We start from the raw sequence: 15,318 nt of genomic DNA, 5'->3' as shown, positions 1-15,318 counted from the left end.
TCAATTGGCCTCCAACGAGCAAATAATTCAGAGGCTTGCAGAATTGACACAAGTCTCGTTTCCGGTTTGGGAACACAAGGTTATTGGATGTGAACGTTTCAACGCCGCACCAATAGCAGGCCGACCGGACACCGAGGGGGAATTTAGTTTTGAAATCAGTAGGATCGCGTCTCGCGGGGAGAGAAGGTCGCACTATAGCGGCAGCGCTTTTCTCCGTGCTTCTGGCGTCCTGCACCTCCGCTGGCGACCCCACAATGTCCGCCGGCATGCCTGGCTACAACGCGACCGCTTCTGACATCGCCGCGGCTTCCGGCGCCAGCCCTGCGGCGCCGGGCGATTCGACCGTGCAGGTCACATCCACCGGGCCGCAGATGATGATGACGGCAGCGGGCGATGCGACACTGCCCGAGCAGGTCGCCTATGTGCCGGTGGCCAAGCCCGGCACCGGCTTCCCGGTCAATGTTCCCGCCGGCTCCGAAACCATTGTCGGCCAGACGCCGCAGTCGCTGCAGCAGTCAGCACAGACCGCGGCCGCAACGGACGCCGTGGCGCAGAAGATCGCCGCCGCCGATGCCGGCGTGACCGCACCGAAAGCGACGGCAGCGGCACCCGCGACCAACGAGGTCTACGTGACCGCCGCGCCCCAGCAGATCGACACGCCGAAGAAGGGCTTCCTGGCCTCACTGTTCAGCACCACGCCAACCTCGGCGGCACCTGCTCCGCTGGTCAACTCGCGCTCGGGCGAACAGCCTGCGGTTGCTTCCCAGAAGGCCGTCCCGGCAAAGCCGATCATCACGCTAGCGTCAGCCAATTCCGCCGACAAGCCCTTGCAGCTTGCCTCGCTTGGCAACGAGAGCAACCACATCACCGGCAGCGATGCCTTGCCCGGCGTGCGCCAGACGGCGCTGTTCGAGATCAAGCGCAAATCCGGCCTCGACGATGAAAGCGACGTCGACCTGAACGAGGACGAGGGTTCGGGCGGCGCCTATCAGGTGGCTTCCGCCGCCGGCCTCGCCCGGCTGGCGCCCAATGGCCTGTTGAAGCAAAACGAGAGCGTCGACGTCGCCTGCCTGAAGCCGTCGCTGGTGCGTGTGCTGAAGACCATCGAAGGCCATTACGGCCGCAAGATGATGGTTACATCAGGCTACCGCGACCCGGCCCGCAACCGGCGCGCCAACGGCGCCAAGAATTCGCTGCACATGTATTGCGCCGCCGCCGACATCCAGGTTCCCGGCGTCTCCAAATGGGAACTGGCGAGCTACATCCGAACCATGCCCGGCCGCGGCGGCGTCGGCACCTACTGCCATACCGAATCCGTTCACGTCGACGTCGGCCCCGAGCGCGACTGGAACTGGCGCTGCCGCCGGCGGGGTTAGCATCCCCATTCGACAAACGGGCCGAGGGGCCGTTAGCAGCCTGCCGTTTTTCCCGATTAGCTATCAGCGACGTTCGAGATTAGCCGAGGCACCCGCGACTTCGTCATCCTATGGCGAAGCAAGGCGCGCAGCGACGCAGCGCAGACCATAGGATGACGACTGCGCGGGGCGTTCAGGCTAATCTCCAAAGATGTGCAATGACGCGAGGGCAGAAAACCTGGGCTGGCTCACCAAACTGGCCCTTTTCGCCCCTCTTGAAAAAAGTTTCCGCATCTGGCGGCTGATGGGTTGCCGGTTGGCAACAACGCAATTATAAGCCGCTTCGTCTGAGCGCGCCCATCGTCTAGCGGTTAGGACACCGCCCTTTCACGGCGGTAACAGGGGTTCGATTCCCCTTGGGCGTACCAGATATTTCAAGCACTTAGCAGCAGACCTGCCGAATTCGTTGTCGAATTCGTTGATCGCACAGACCGGCCCCGGCGTCGTTTTGGCTTCATCGAGATTCGCAATGTGCTAAGATGAGCCCGGACAAACATGCGGACGGCATCGATTTGCGGCCAATTCTCAAAACAAAACGCACCAAGACGGGCAAACTGTCGGGTCGTCCGGTCAAGGCGCTCGAGCCTGACGACGGCGTGCGCGACATTCCTTCGAAAGAGCGTAGGCGCCGGGGCTCCAAACAGAGTGCCACCCTTGGCATCGTATACCGCGTTGTTGCCAAAAGAGCCGGCGACTCGCCGACGTCACGATCGGCGTGGTTGGTGATGAACGACCACGAACGGTTTCCGACATCGGCGGACAAATCGGCGGGATCCGTGGACAGGATGAAGCGCTTTCTGGTCGATCCAACTCGGTCGAAACCTCCTTCTGCAAATCGACCAAAGTAGGGATACTTTCGGCCAATTCTCTCGCTGTTTCAAAGCCTTGGGCTTGCCCTGGCAATTGATGGCGGTGACCCAATCTCACGCCGTATCATAAAGGCCTCAATCAGTCGCGAGGCCACTCAATGTCATCTAAGAACCCCACGCCAGTCACTCAGGCCGTCTTTTCGGTTGAGGAACTGGCCGACTATTTCCGCATCTCCCGTGCTGGTGTCTGGCGGCTGCTTCAAGACGGCCGGCTACCGAAAACGAAGATCGGCGGCCGGACCCTTATCCGGCGCATTGATGCCGACGCTTTTCTTGCCAGCTGCGTGAGCGCCGCGTGAGGTCCCATAGTCTCTCCGAACCGGAGCCTCGGTTTCGCGCCCGGTATCCGTTGCGATACGACGATCCCTGCTCATCGAGCTTGCTCGGTTTCCTAATCGAGAGCTTTCGCATCATCGGCGAAGCACCGAGCCTCTCGCCGTTCGGCGGGCATGCTGCTGTCGACCCTTCATACTCCCTACCGGTCCAGAACATGCTCAATGACCACAACTCGTTGGTCGCGGCCGTCGAGAGTTCGCTGCGGAGGCGAGCAACTGAACTGGTGACTGCCGCCGGGGTCGAAGTGGGCGCCGCCGGTGAGCCGCTGGTGGCCGAACTGGTGAGGGCGTGGCGAAATGAGAGCCTGGCGGTCGAGTTGCTGTCTGCCGAGCGAGTGCGCCACGATCTGACGTCTCCGGCCGCGCGCGCCATTGCAGGCGCATGCATCTTGCTCCGCGGTGAGTTGGATCCGATCCGGGATACCCCACTATACGCAGAAGTCGCGAAGCTGGTGAACCGAGGCGCAGCGACATCGTCGTTTCTAGCTGGCCGGCATATGCGCGCCGGCGCGAACCGATGGCGAGCAGACCTCGTGAGTGGTTTGCAGAGGCCGCGACGTGTTGCAATTCCTGTCGAAGAGCTGATGCGGTTCGAAGTCGACTACACAACACAGTTCACGCGTGCGCTCTTGGTGTTGTGGTCGCAAGCGCCCGGCGTCGACCGCCTCAAAAGCTATCGCGGCGCCGCCCTCGCCCAAGCGATCGACGATCAGGACGGCTTGATTTATCGGATTGGAAAAGCACACGATCAGCCGCTGAGCTTGCGACAGCTATACGATTTCCGGCGCTGAAATCGCACTCGCATCGTACGGCATCTCTCATCACAATTGCCCGACGACCAACCTCCCAGGAAAGAGAACCATGCGCAAATTGTCAGCAGTCGACCGCCCTGAATTCATCACTGTTCGCCAGGCAGCAATTCTGGCCCAACGATCGCCGTCATGGATCCGCGAGTGGGTGGCTTGCGGCCGGCTGGCGGCTGAGAGGCGCGACCGGCTGATCTTCGTTGATCAGGCAGATGTCGACGCCTTGATCGCCAAAACCATCAGGCGGCGCCCTGCGCGCCGGGGCGTGCCGCATCTGCGGCTCGTCGTCGACAACACTTAAAAGGAAAAGGCCGCCCGCCCCTGGCAGAGCGCGACGGCCGGAAAGTAAAGTGAACAGCTTGAATATACACCACACGCCGGACGGCCCGCAAGCTGGCAAGGCCCGTTGGGAGCAAGTCCGCGACCGCGCTCGAGCTACGCCAGCGACATCCGCCGCTACGATCGTGAAGTCGTCGGCGAGCACTTCGCCATTAGGAGAAGTGGCGTCGGCGATGGTGGCCGCCGGCTATCTACCTTTCCTACGGCCATGCCTGCCCGTCAAAGTCAGTTTCACGAGATGGGATCGGACGACGAAGCTTCTCGTCGAGAAGATATCGGATGGCAAAGTGCCGGGCGAGTTCGCCAACGGAAAGTGGAGGGCGATGGCGAACTGGCCGAACCGAACGCCAACCGAGACGGACGTTGCTGAGTGGCGCACTTGGCCAGACGCAGGGCTGTGTCTCGCCACCGGGACCGTGGCTGCGCTAGACATCGATGTCAAGATCGGGACAGCGGAAACGGGGCGTGAAGCCGATCGCGGCCGGACGCTGGTCGATGCAATCAAACGGCTGGCCGCCGATGCATTGAGCGTGCCCATCGCGCGCCTTCCGCTACGCTGGCGCGAAAACTCGACCAGCTGCATGGTCTTGGTGAAGCTCGCCGCGCCGCGGTCTAGACGGCAGCTGCATCTCGTCGACAACGAGACCGGGCGAGAACATGCGGTCGAGTTCTTGGCGAAGGGTCAGCAAATTGTCGTCGCCGGAATGCACGCATCCGGCGCCCGCGTTCAATCGTCGTTGCCACATGTTCCGTTTGATGCTTTGCCTACTCTGGACAGCGCCAAACTAGACGAACTCATTCCCGCCATCGTCGAAACTGCGCGGTCTTTGGGCTTTAGCCTGGCGGCATCCAAAGGCAGCTCTGGCCGGGAAATGAAACCGCCCTACCCGCCCGCCGTTGCGGTGCGCCGCGCAGTCATGGCACGACGCGCAGAGTGGGTGCCGCAAATCGTCCCGTGCACGCCAACCTCCGATCACGAATGGCGCGTCACGTCGGCAGAGTTCGACCGCGACCTCGAGGAAGATCTTGCAATATTTTCGGACGGAATTGAGGACTACGGAACGGAGCGAACCCACACGCCCGCCTCGCTGATCCAAGAGTTCGGGTCGTTCGCCGGCGACGGCGTAATACACTTCGGAGGGAGCCCTCTCTACGGGCCTAGGGATGGTCAGGCCTTCGCCGTAGTCGGCGAGCCAGATCGGTCGATTCGACGCCCTACTGGAGCTGAGGCGTTGACGTGGCTTTGCCGGACACTGGCGGGCGACCATTTCCCCGCGTTTGCCGAGGGCGCTACCTGGTCGTCCTCGCTGCCAACAATTGCTCGCGCCGTCGGGCTTCGCTGGCAGTCCTTGGTAACAGCCCGCTGGTTTGAATTTGCTGAAGACAACCGGCCCTGGTCCTGGCCGCCGGACGTGCTGAGCGAGAAGGCAGACGTTCTGGTCGCGTTGGAGGCGATTGATCCGGTTGACTTTGCACGAATCGAATTCGCGAATGAGATGAGACCCGACCCAGCAAACCTGCGGAAAACCATCGACGATCGACGGGCAGTCGTGGCCGCCACGTCACCTGAGCAAGGAGCCGCCGCTGTTGATTACGGTGGGGAACCGGAGCCCGTCGACATCTTCGCCCAAGACGACCCCGCCGAGCTCTCTGCACTGCCGGCAGATTGCCTGCCCCCGATGCTCCACCGATGGGTGCGAAGCGAAGCACGACGCAAAGGGGCGCCGGAGAGCTTCGCCGCCTTGGCCGCCGTTGCTGTCGCCTCCGCCGCTGTGGGAGCGTCGCTGCGGATTCAACCGAAGGCGCGCGACACCGACTTTGTGCAGCCGGCTGCTTTGTGGGCTGCAATCGTCGCCGAGCCAGGCCGTGGCAAATCACCAGTCATCAGCGCCGCTGAAAAGCCGCTACGGGAGCTCGACGCGGAATGGTACGCAGCAGGTAAAGATCGGCATGATCGCTGGGCGGCTGCGAGGGATGCGCACCGGAAGAGCCGAAGGAAAATCCCGACCCTGGCTCGGAGCCGATTATACGCCGCATTGTGGTCGACGACATTACGCTTGAGCAGCAAGTCCGCGTACACGCCCAAAATCCCCGAGGCCTGATGCGAGCGCCAGACGAGTTGCTGGGCTTTTTCGGTTCTCTTGGCCAATATAAAAAAGGTGCTGAAGGTGACAGGAGCCAGGCGCTGCGCCTTTTCGAAGGTCGCCCCATCACGGTGGACAGAGTCGGCAGCGGTTCTGTCCGCGCCGATCAGGCCCTGATGGGAGTGATCGCCGGAACGCAGCCGCAGAAGCTGACAGAGATCGCGCGCAACCTCGGCGCAGATGGAATGCTCCAGCGGTTCCTTTTCGTCGTCGATGACGGTGCGGAACGAGAGGCCGTTGACGAAGAGCCGGACGCAGAGGCGCTCGGCGCATACCGTCGCGCGCTCCGCAAGTTGGCGGCAACAGAGTTCCCGCACTCAGTGCCATTGAAGATGGCTCCCAGCGCACAAAAGGACTTTAGGGAAGCTATGGCTTCAATCTCCCGCCTAAGGAACGTGCCCGGCGGTTCCGTCGCGTGGCGCGGCCACCTGGACAAATGGGGGCTGTTCCTGCCGCGCATCGTGCTCACCTTCCACGCCCTGCAATTTGCCTTCGCGCTGGACGACGCCGATTTCAATGCGAACATTGAGGCGCCTACCGTTCGGCGTGCCGTCAATTTCGCCAGGTTCCTTCTGCGCCACGGGCTTCGGATTTACCAATCGTTTTTCGCTCCCGACCCCGCAGCCACCGAGGCAAGGGCGATCGCAGGCTATCTGCTGACGCGACCGGATCTCGAGACGCTGTCACCGCGGACCGTCTCGGACGCTCGGAAGGATCTTCGTTCCGACCGCCGAAAGCTTTTGGCGGCCATGGCGGAGCTTGAAGAAGCCGCTTGGTGTGTCGTGGCTGAACGCAACGCCGATGGGCCGGCTCGCTGGCGGGTCAACCCAAAGGTCCATGTTCGTTTTCAGGCCCAGGCCGCGAGGGAAACATCGGAGCGCTCGCGAAAGCGGCAAGCTATTGCGGAAGCCGGCGAGGCGCGAAAGTGGGTCAACACGGACAGATTGTCCGACGGAGGCAGCGATGAAGGTTGAAGGCGCGGCAAACGCGGCTTGCGTACGCGAAGAGATAGTTTGCATACCACCCTATTTTTACCAGTCTCCCTATCTGGTTTTGAAAATGTATCTCACACGCGCACAAGCCGCGTTTGCCGCAGTGGGCTCGGTCGGACAATTTGTCATCGATACGGGGCGGTGCCGATCAGGTGAGCTGACCGATTCGGGGGCGGCAAGAGTTGGAATAGCGATAACTCATAAGCGCCTTTCATGGGAGTGGCTGTGAGACGCGCCGGCACGCCCACGCCGCCCGACGGATGGCGGGGCAGCGCGGCTCAGATCGCTGTCGGGCGCGCGGCGATCAGGGCATATAACAAGCGGCGACATCTGGTGCCAAAATGCGGGGCCAAAGCTAAGAGCCATGGTGGCCCCTGCGGCCAGATCGCCATGGCCAATGGCCGCTGTTATTTACACGGCGGGCGGGTTCCAGCCGGTGACGGGTACCATCTGCCGGTGTGGCCAGACGGCAAGGCACCTGGCGCCGTAGCGAAGCTGAATCGCAAATTGAACGACCTCGACCGCGCCGCGGCGAAGCGAGCAAAGCGCGTTGCGGCGATGAGCGCGGACGAGCGCGCCGCTTACGAGGAGTGGAAGAAGACGCACAAGCCCGGCCCGGCGGCCGCACGGACTAGAGCGCGGCGGGCGCTGGAGCAGGCGAAGGCTCAGCGCGAGCTGATCGAAACCTTTCCTCCACGGCAGGTGCCGTCTGCGGAGTCAGCGGAGCTTGCACACGAAATCGAGGCGCTGCGCGCAGAGCTTAAGCGGCGGCGAGACGACGCACAAAAACCGAAGCCTATCGGAGCATTCGCATGAGCGACAACGACCGCAACGAACCAGACGATTTCGATGGCGACGAACGACTTCGGGCTGACATCATCAGGCAGGCGCGGACGGTGGGGATCCAGGTGGCGTTTGAAAGCGCCCTAGCGGTGTGCCGGGATCCCGAAGCGCCGGCAGCGGCAAAGGCATCGAGTCAGCGCACCTTGCTTATGGTGGGCGGACTTCTCGATCGCAACGACCGCAACGCCAGCGTAGAGAAGGCACCGTCGGAAATGGATGGCGCCGAACTCGAGAAGGCGACCCAGGACCTTATGCGCAGGCAGCGCCGCCCTACGACGGCTAAGCCGATCGGCGACGCTTTCGATTGAAGAAGGCGGCCCTGCTGGGCCCTACTTCGACACGACAACCTTCGCCTTGCCGGTCTTGGCTGCTATCACCGGCTCGCCCGCCCTCGCCTGCGCACTTTGCGGCTCAGGGATGCCGTCGAGCCTGTCTAGCATGCGCTTGATCGACATTGGCTTTAGGTTTGCGCGGCCCATCAACTGGTCGGCAATACCGCGATATGAACGCCCTTCGTCGCGCATTGCTTTCATATCCGCGAGAATTGCCTGCTGCTCGACGTTCACGACAAGTCGGTCGTCGGCCTTGTCATAACCGAAGGGAATTTTGCCGCCTCCATAGACGCCCTTTGCAGCAAGGTGGCGTTTGACTTCGCGGATGCGCTCACGGATGCGGTCGCGCTCATTCTCGGCGACGGCTGACAGAATGGTGAATACGAGTTTCGATATGCCGTTGCCGGTGACATCGCCGCCCAGGTCAATCATCACCAGGCCCGTGCCTTGCCCCTTCATCTCCTCGAGAGTACCCAGCGCGTCAGATGCGCTGCGAAACATGCGATCGAGTTTCGGCGTGATGATCATGTCGCCCTTGCCGACGGCAGCTAGCAGGCGCTCGCCTTGCGGCCGATCGGCGAGCGGCACCGAACCGGAAACGCCGGCCTCAACGAAGACTTCATCTACCGCCCAGCCCTGCATCATGGCGTAGCCGACGATCTTCGCCTTCTGTGTTTCGAGGCTGTCGCCGTTCGTTGCCTGCTCGGCGGTCGACACTCGCACGTAGCCAAAAACCTTCATTTCATCGGTCCTTTTGTAACCGTGCTTTAGCAATGTTACATTGTAGGCAATGTTACGCCATGAAAGCAAGGTAAAAAGTAGACGCAACGGGGCAGGCATCAGCAGCCGGCCCCTGCCCCCGGGCAACGACCCGGGGGCCGGTGGCACCCCCCGGTACGGTCCGAACAGCCCGGGCCGAGCGCCGGCGAACGCCGAAACAAAGTCGCCCCATTTTCAAACTTTTGGTCCCCATTTTGTTCGATTTAGCGGCTTTTAGAGGCCGTTGGTTCGTTCAACAGAAGCGGGCAAAATAGGTGCACTGAAACAACTGGACCCGCCCTGATGCCGAACGAATTCATTCCCTTCGCCACCGATGGCCATGAAGAAGGCGATCCGCCCACCCAGGGAGAAATCGCCTTCGATGGGCAAGTCGACAGCATTGGGTTTGGGCTGTGGAAGTCGACATTGCTGCACGTCAATATCGCCTTTGAATTGCCGCTCACGTTGGAGTCGATCCGAAAATTCAAGCCCGTCTACCAACTCGACGCAAAGCGTCGCGACCAGTTGGTTCTCGACGCGGCTGACGCCATGGCCTCCGCGGCAAGGCGCCTGCCCCCAAATTACAGCCGTGGCCAAATCGTCACTTCAATGTCGGCAGCGATAACCGTTATCCGCTCCTGGGCGGAAGATGACGTTGAAAAAGCTGCCCATCATCCGCATCGACTGACCGACGCCAAGGTGTGGATAAAGCTGTTTGAACGCGACCTGCGCAATCTTTCGGACTTCCAGTGGTTGCAGCAGCGAAAGGCTCAACGGCGCGAAGAAATCGTCGCAAGCATGCTCATTGGGAGCTCCATGGTTCCCGCCCTCGCCGGGGCTGCGTGATGCTGGCCTTTTCGATCCAAATTTCGTATAGTGATAGCGCTGGAACCGCGCGGGACTCGAGCATCCGCAAATCGCCGCAAGCAGTGCTTGCCAACTTCAACCCTTTCACAGCCATCAATTTGCGAAGCTCGCGCTTCGTCGCTGTTGATTTCGGGGTGATGCGATGACGGAACCCACGCTGCCAATCTCCCCACCTTCCGCCGAAGCTGTTCGTTCTCGACTGGAACGTGCAGCTGGCTACCTGGCCAACGTCACAGAGCCAGGCAAGACCGTACTCAACGCCTTGAGCGGCGTGCGCGAGATACTGTTCGCGGCATGCGAAACCGGCGATCTGCCCGGCGAATTTCCCGACCTGGTGCCAAGGCTCTCGCAGCTGATCGCCGACGCTTGCCCTATCCTCGCCAAAGATGGCGCCATGTCGCCGGAACGGGCCTATTGGGGCTTGGGTCGAACGAACGATCTCTTGCATCCCTGCAAGGCCGACGCCAAGACGGCCGGCATCAGTTACGTGGCCATATTCGTAGGGGAACTTTCGATCGCGTTCCATCGGACGCAGCTTTTGGCCGCCGGTTTCGAAATATTCGAAGACATCTTTGCCAAACGACTGCCGATCGACACCGGCAGCGCTGCACTCCACTGAGGGACCGCCGTGAGCATGAAATCGAGCCCCTACTTTAACTCGCCCCAGTTTGCCCAAGCGGCGAGCAACCTTTCCTCGCTGTTCGAACCGCCGAGCGGCGCGGATGCCGCCGGCTGGGCTGACGCGAATGCCAAGAAAGCTGCAGCTTCGCGGATCCAGCAGCTTTTCGATTACCGCAATTCGCCGGATTTCGATCAGCAGTCGTTCGATCGAGGCAACATCGCGGTCGGCAACTACGCTCCGACTAGCTCGTTTCAGGCGCTGGACATGAACGACGCGACCAAGCGTCGGGGTGACGACATCACGGCGGCCACGTCGCGCGCCAACAATGCCGCGGATAATGTCGGGGCGATGGATCGGACCCGATTGAGCGAGCTCGGCAATCTGTTCGTGCCGCTGAGTGAAGGCCAGGTGCGCCCCGAATTGCCATCCGATATCGCTGGCCAGTTCGGTGTGACGCACGATCTGCCTGCGGCGCAGGGCCGCGAGAAGCCGCTGACGGAAACCGAATTCAACGCCCACACCCTGGCCGGCATGTCGCCGGAGATGCAGCAGGCCGCAGCGTTCGGCAGCACGCCGATCGAGCCCGTTGTCACGCCAGACGGCCCACGCAACGTTACGCGCCCGAACGCGCTCGGCCAGGACCCATACGACAAACCGACGGCCGGCCTTTCCGTGTCGATGGATAAGGACGGCAACGTCACTTACACGCAGGGCGGATCCGGAGGGAAGACGACAGAATTCCAAGGAAAGCAGAATGCGTATGTGACCCGCATGCGCGGGATGGCGCCGATCATCGACACGCTCGGCAACGAACTGACCGACTTCAAACAGGCCGCCTACGACGCTCTTCCGACGGTAGGAACGATCAAAACCGGCAATGGCATGCTGAGCGAAAACTATCAGAAAGCCAACAACGCCGGCCGTGTGTTCCTTCAGTCAGTCCTTCGCCTGGACAGCGGCGCCGCGATCCCGCCCGCAGAAGAAGCGCAGTATGGCGACGTCTTCCTGCCGCGGCCTGGCGACAAGCCGGGAACCATCGCGCAGAAGAAACAGGCCCGCGACCTAGCCTTGAACGGTGTGGAAGCTGGGATGACGCCGGAACAGGTTCTGGCAACCGGCAGGGCCGTGCTGGCGTCTGGCGGTGACCCGAACGCGACAAGCGCCCCTTCAGCGCGAGCTCAGCAGCAAGGCGCGGCGGGTGGCCGCCCCTCGCAGAAGGCTGCCGATTTTCTGAGGTCCAATCCCGGTGCAGCGCAGCAGTTCGACGCGAAGTATGGCGCCGGTGCCGCTGCGGCCATTCTAGGAGGCCAGTGACTTGGCGAACATCTTCGATCAATTCGACGAACCGGCTCCGCTCCAGGGGCCGCCGCTGCTGCGTCCATTCAAGGCCGACGAGAAGCGGCCGAATGCCGATGGCTCTTATTCGACCGAGATCAGCACCACATGGCAGCAGCCCGATGGTCAATGGGTGAACATCCCCTCGCTTTGGATGAGCCCGCAAGGACCGAAGCAGTTCGAAGCCGGCGATGAAGATGGGATCAACACGGCCGCCAATAATTTCGAGCAGATCAACGGACCGACATTCCAGCGATTCCCCGATCTGGCATCCGCCGAGCAGGCCGCGAAGCTTCGGTCTTCCGAAGGCGGTGCTGCGGCGCCGGCCGGAAACGTCTTTGACCAGTTCGACGAGCCGGCCAATCCCGCATCCTCTGCGCCCGGCAACAACATCGAAAGCCTGATTCGCGGCACCGAGCCGGCTCCAGCGGCCCCGGAGATTTCAACAGCGAAGGACGTCGGCCTATCTGCATTGTCCGGCGTTCCGCGCGGCCTCGCTGAGACGGCCATGTTTCCGGTCACGTTGAGCCGCATGGTCGAAGGCGCAGGCAACTATCTCTACAACAAAGCCGAGAATGGTGTGCGCTACGTGGTTGGCGCCGACCCGCTCTCCGACGAGGAACTGGCTCGCCGGGCAGAGCCGATGGGCATCAACGGTTATCTCTACGACGCCCAGGACGCAGCGCGCCGCGGGATGGACAAGGTCTTGCACAAGCCAGTGACGACGCCCGGTAAGTTCGCCGGCACGATCGCTGAATTCGCTGCGCCTGGCGGCCTGCCGAGCAAGGGTGTTCGGCTCGCGGAGACGGGCATGGGCGCACTTCGCAAGTACGGTTCCGAACTGGTCGGGAACGTCGTTGCGCCGGCTGTGGCGTCGGAAGGCGCAGGGCAGTTGGCGGAAGGCACACCATACGAGGGCTTGATGCGCTTCCTTGGCGCGGCCTTCGGCAACGCAGGTGTGGCGGCTACTCGCTCCTACAACGCCCCGGGGGCGGCTGTTCGCCGTGCCACCGAAGGCACTACGGACGCAGAGTGGGCCGCAGCAAAGGCTCTTCAAGACAACAACACCGGCATTGCGCTTTCCGGCCCGGAGGCCCACGCCCAGGCCCGCGACGGCGCCAGCAAGCTTCTTGATCTCCAACGTGTCGTCGAAGGCTCGACCACGGCCGGCAACAAGACGGGGCCGTTCTATGCCCAGCGCCCTGCCCAAGTCGATGCTGCCGTCGGCAGGGAGCTGGATGAGATCGCCCCGCAGAGCCCGGATCCTTATGCTCTCGGGCCGCGAGCGGCCGAAGCTGCCGGGAATGTGATCGACAAGACGCGCCAGAACATCAATGCGCAGACTCGGCCGCTCTACGATGCCGCACAGCCGCAGCAGATCGCCACGGCAGAATTTGCGCCGATCGCCGCCGATCCTCGATTCGTCGCGGGGTTGAAGCGGTTGCGTGAAAACAAGGAACTAGCTCCCGATTACGCCAACATGCCCGACAATTCGGTCGGCGTCGTCGATGCGGTGACGAAAGACATGGCCGCCCGTGGCGAAGCTCTCAGCATCGTTGCCAATCCGCTCTATGGCCCGAGCTCGCAAGCAAGAGCACCGCGGGCGCAGCCAACGCGCGCAACATTGCGACGCAGGAGTCTCCGGAATACGCCCAGGCTCTGGCAGAACAAGAGGCCCTGCGTCGAACTCAGTTGAACCCGCTCGAGCAAGGCCCGGTCGGCAGTGTGGCAAAGGCAACGGACACCAGGACGGCCGGCGAGGCCATTCTGCCCCGCGACCCGCTCGCCGGCGCGGCGCCGTCGAACGCCGATGCGGTCAAGCGGCTCGCTGCTGAAGATCCGGAGACCACAGCCGCGCTTGTTCGGCAAAACCTCGCCGATCGCTATTCTGCGGCTCAGACTGAGACGCAGAGCGGCAGCCGCGAGACCGCCGGAGCGAAATTCCATAAGAGCGTGGCTGGCAATGACGAGCGTAGCGCGCTCCTCGACGCGGTGCTGCGCGCCCTGCCGAACAATCAAGCGTCGGTGACGATGCCCGAGCTTCTCGATGTCTTGCAGGCCACCATGAGGCGGCAGGGACCAGGCAGTGCCACAGAACCGAACCGCATGATCACGTCGGAACTCAGCGCCGCCTCTCCGGCAGCGGCCGTGTTCGATATCGTGAAGTCGGTCGGCGGCAGCATCATCAACAAGGCCGGCGACGCGACGAAGCGTGCGGCGCTGCGCGACGGACTGGAAACGCTCGCCGACATGTTCATCGCGCCCAATTCGATCGATCTCATCCGCAACGCTAGGAACAACAGCGGGGGTCGGATCGCGGGTACGGCAGCGGCTCGCACCGCGGCAGAAGCTGGCGGGACGTGGTTCGACCCGCGTGGGGCGCGCTAATTAGCTGGTTGCCAAGTCGAAATCTCTTGCATTGTTCGAGTCAACGGCCCGGCACTAACTTCGTATTATGACCTATCAACGCAGGCACCCCAGCGGCGCCGGCCGTATCTAATGCCACTGAGTGCGCGAGAGAATTCTTCGATCGCCTCCAGCTTGCTGGAATTTTGTTCGCGCCGAATGCTTCTTCGCCAAATCTTATGAACGGACGCTCTACATAGCGCTCAGAGAGTTGTGACAACGGGATCGTTATCGCCGTAACAACAGCTCCAAAAAACACACCGAAGACACCGTAGTTTGTTCCGATCCAGTCCCAGCCAAAGATCGTGACGACAAGAGGCAAAAGCGCCGACAACACCACCGGATGGATCAGATAAATTCCAAAGCTGATGCGGCCTAAGCTCGTCATTATCGGGTTGGCGAATGCGCGGTTGCTTTCGCCTCCACGGAAAAGAACCGAGACCGCTAAGAAAGAGAGAGCCAACTCAGCTATCAGAGCCTTGATATCTGCGACCGGGAATGCGAACCGGATACAAATCATCGCAAACAACGCCACGAGCACGACCCAACCCGGGAGCTTTCTCGGATCGTCGCTGATTGTCAGCGGAACGAGCATCCCCAGTGCAAAAGATGGTAGGGCTACGTTCATCAGAGCCGGCGCAAAAGGCGCACCGAGAAACAGACAGCTGGTAGCCCAAAACAGAAACAGGACCGAAGCGATGTTGCCAAACACCGATCGTCCGAACGCGGTCAACAAGATGAAAGGCACCATCAGCATTTCGGTTTGTAAGGTCCATGTGGCCCCATTGACATGGTTGGTAATGAGCAAGCTATTTTCGACGAGCTGTCGAATGGTGAACGGGCCAGGCGAATGGCTTGGCGGATACACCCAACTCAGCAGCCCGAACCCGACGACCATGACGATAAGGGCGGGGTAAATCCGAAGTATCCTCCGCGCCGTGAAGCTTACAGCAGTCCAAAAACTGAAAGTCGTTTCTCGCTGAAGCGACGCCATGAGAACGGCTCCGCTAAGGACGAAAAAGAGGTTCACCGCCATCCCGCCGGCAAATACAGAAAGCAAAGCTCTGCCAGCAATGTCCCCGGCAGGCAATGCGCTCAAAGGTGCGTTCAAGACGCGGGGAACGAGATGCGGGTCGGCGATATGGATACAATGATGGAATACAACGCACACCGCCGCGACACCGCGCAGGCTGTCTAGCTGAAGATTGCGATTTGACATGCGGAACAGTCCTTTGGGCGGCTCTCGCGAGTACG

The 15,318-nt window shown here is 61.7% G+C and carries 14 protein-coding genes, 1 tRNA gene and 1 pseudogene; 14 read left to right on the top strand and 2 right to left on the bottom strand.

Annotation, left to right across the window (positions count from 1 at the left end; all coding sequences use genetic code 11):
- The first annotated feature begins 254 nt into the window (after positions 1 to 254).
- The 9 genes and pseudogenes from NKL04_RS06270 (at position 255) to NKL04_RS06230 (ending at position 8,051) form a co-directional block, all read left to right on the top strand.
- Complete coding sequence (locus tag NKL04_RS06270) at positions 255 to 1,376, top strand: D-Ala-D-Ala carboxypeptidase family metallohydrolase (RefSeq protein ID WP_245261858.1); 1,122 nt, start codon at positions 255 to 257, stop codon at positions 1,374 to 1,376.
- A 332-nt stretch (positions 1,377 to 1,708) separates the two neighbouring features.
- Positions 1,709 to 1,783 (top strand) — tRNA-Glu (locus NKL04_RS06265).
- A gap of 111 nt (positions 1,784 to 1,894) precedes the next feature.
- The gene (locus NKL04_RS06260; protein WP_023701222.1) at positions 1,895 to 2,263 is read left to right on the top strand and encodes a hypothetical protein; all 369 of its coding nucleotides are present in this window, start codon (positions 1,895 to 1,897) and stop codon (positions 2,261 to 2,263) included.
- A gap of 119 nt (positions 2,264 to 2,382) precedes the next feature.
- A complete protein-coding gene (locus NKL04_RS06255; protein ID WP_023701223.1) occupies positions 2,383 to 2,583 on the top strand; it encodes a helix-turn-helix domain-containing protein in 201 nt (66 codons plus the stop codon).
- Between the two features lie 50 nt (positions 2,584 to 2,633).
- A complete protein-coding gene (locus NKL04_RS06250; protein WP_156951476.1) occupies positions 2,634 to 3,410 on the top strand; it encodes a hypothetical protein in 777 nt (258 codons plus the stop codon).
- A gap of 70 nt (positions 3,411 to 3,480) precedes the next feature.
- Positions 3,481 to 3,726 carry a helix-turn-helix domain-containing protein gene (locus tag NKL04_RS06245; RefSeq protein ID WP_023701225.1) on the top strand — a complete coding sequence of 82 codons (246 nt, stop codon included), beginning with the start codon at positions 3,481 to 3,483 and terminating at the stop codon, positions 3,724 to 3,726.
- Between the two features lie 211 nt (positions 3,727 to 3,937).
- Positions 3,938 to 6,882 (top strand): annotated as a pseudogene (locus NKL04_RS06240) (DUF3987 domain-containing protein).
- A 525-nt stretch (positions 6,883 to 7,407) separates the two neighbouring features.
- Positions 7,408 to 7,716 carry a hypothetical protein gene (locus NKL04_RS06235; RefSeq protein ID WP_156951478.1) on the top strand — a complete coding sequence of 103 codons (309 nt, stop codon included), beginning with the start codon at positions 7,408 to 7,410 and terminating at the stop codon, positions 7,714 to 7,716.
- Positions 7,713 to 8,051 (top strand): hypothetical protein, encoded by a 339-nt coding sequence (locus tag NKL04_RS06230; protein ID WP_023701229.1) that lies wholly within the window; start codon positions 7,713 to 7,715, stop codon positions 8,049 to 8,051. Before NKL04_RS06235 ends, NKL04_RS06230 begins: the two co-directional genes overlap by 4 nt.
- A 21-nt stretch (positions 8,052 to 8,072) precedes the next feature.
- Here NKL04_RS06230 and NKL04_RS06225 read toward each other — a convergent pair whose 3' ends face one another.
- Entirely contained in the window at positions 8,073 to 8,915 is an 843-nt protein-coding gene (locus tag NKL04_RS06225; protein ID WP_245271410.1) for a recombinase family protein, read from the bottom strand.
- Between the two features lie 222 nt (positions 8,916 to 9,137).
- Here NKL04_RS06225 and NKL04_RS06220 point away from each other — a divergent pair, with 222 nt between their 5' ends.
- The 5 genes from NKL04_RS06220 (at position 9,138) to NKL04_RS06200 (ending at position 14,046) form a co-directional block, all read left to right on the top strand.
- Positions 9,138 to 9,680 carry a hypothetical protein gene (locus NKL04_RS06220; RefSeq protein WP_023701231.1) on the top strand — a complete coding sequence of 181 codons (543 nt, stop codon included), beginning with the start codon at positions 9,138 to 9,140 and terminating at the stop codon, positions 9,678 to 9,680.
- 163 nt (positions 9,681 to 9,843) lie between these two features.
- Entirely contained in the window at positions 9,844 to 10,320 is a 477-nt protein-coding gene (locus NKL04_RS06215) for a hypothetical protein (protein ID WP_023701233.1), read from the top strand.
- 9 nt (positions 10,321 to 10,329) lie between these two features.
- The gene (locus NKL04_RS06210; protein ID WP_031209418.1) at positions 10,330 to 11,637 is read left to right on the top strand and encodes a hypothetical protein; all 1,308 of its coding nucleotides are present in this window, start codon (positions 10,330 to 10,332) and stop codon (positions 11,635 to 11,637) included.
- 1 nt (position 11,638) lies between these two features.
- A complete protein-coding gene (locus NKL04_RS06205) occupies positions 11,639 to 13,354 on the top strand; it encodes a hypothetical protein (protein WP_352723448.1) in 1,716 nt (571 codons plus the stop codon).
- Positions 13,351 to 14,046: a hypothetical protein gene (locus NKL04_RS06200; protein ID WP_352723446.1), complete on the top strand. Its 696-nt coding sequence runs from the start codon at positions 13,351 to 13,353 to the stop codon at positions 14,044 to 14,046. Before NKL04_RS06205 ends, NKL04_RS06200 begins: the two co-directional genes overlap by 4 nt.
- A 40-nt stretch (positions 14,047 to 14,086) precedes the next feature.
- On the opposite strand, the gene NKL04_RS06195 is transcribed toward NKL04_RS06200, so the two are convergent.
- A complete protein-coding gene (locus NKL04_RS06195) occupies positions 14,087 to 15,283 on the bottom strand; it encodes an acyltransferase family protein (protein WP_084568539.1) in 1,197 nt (398 codons plus the stop codon).
- Positions 15,284 to 15,318 lie beyond the last annotated feature (35 nt).

This window comes from Mesorhizobium sp. C264A (genome assembly GCF_040324515.1).
Taxonomy (GTDB): domain Bacteria; phylum Pseudomonadota; class Alphaproteobacteria; order Rhizobiales; family Rhizobiaceae; genus Mesorhizobium.
The sequence above is the reverse complement of the archived record's forward strand: the minus strand, read 5'-3'. Positions and strand labels throughout refer to the sequence as shown.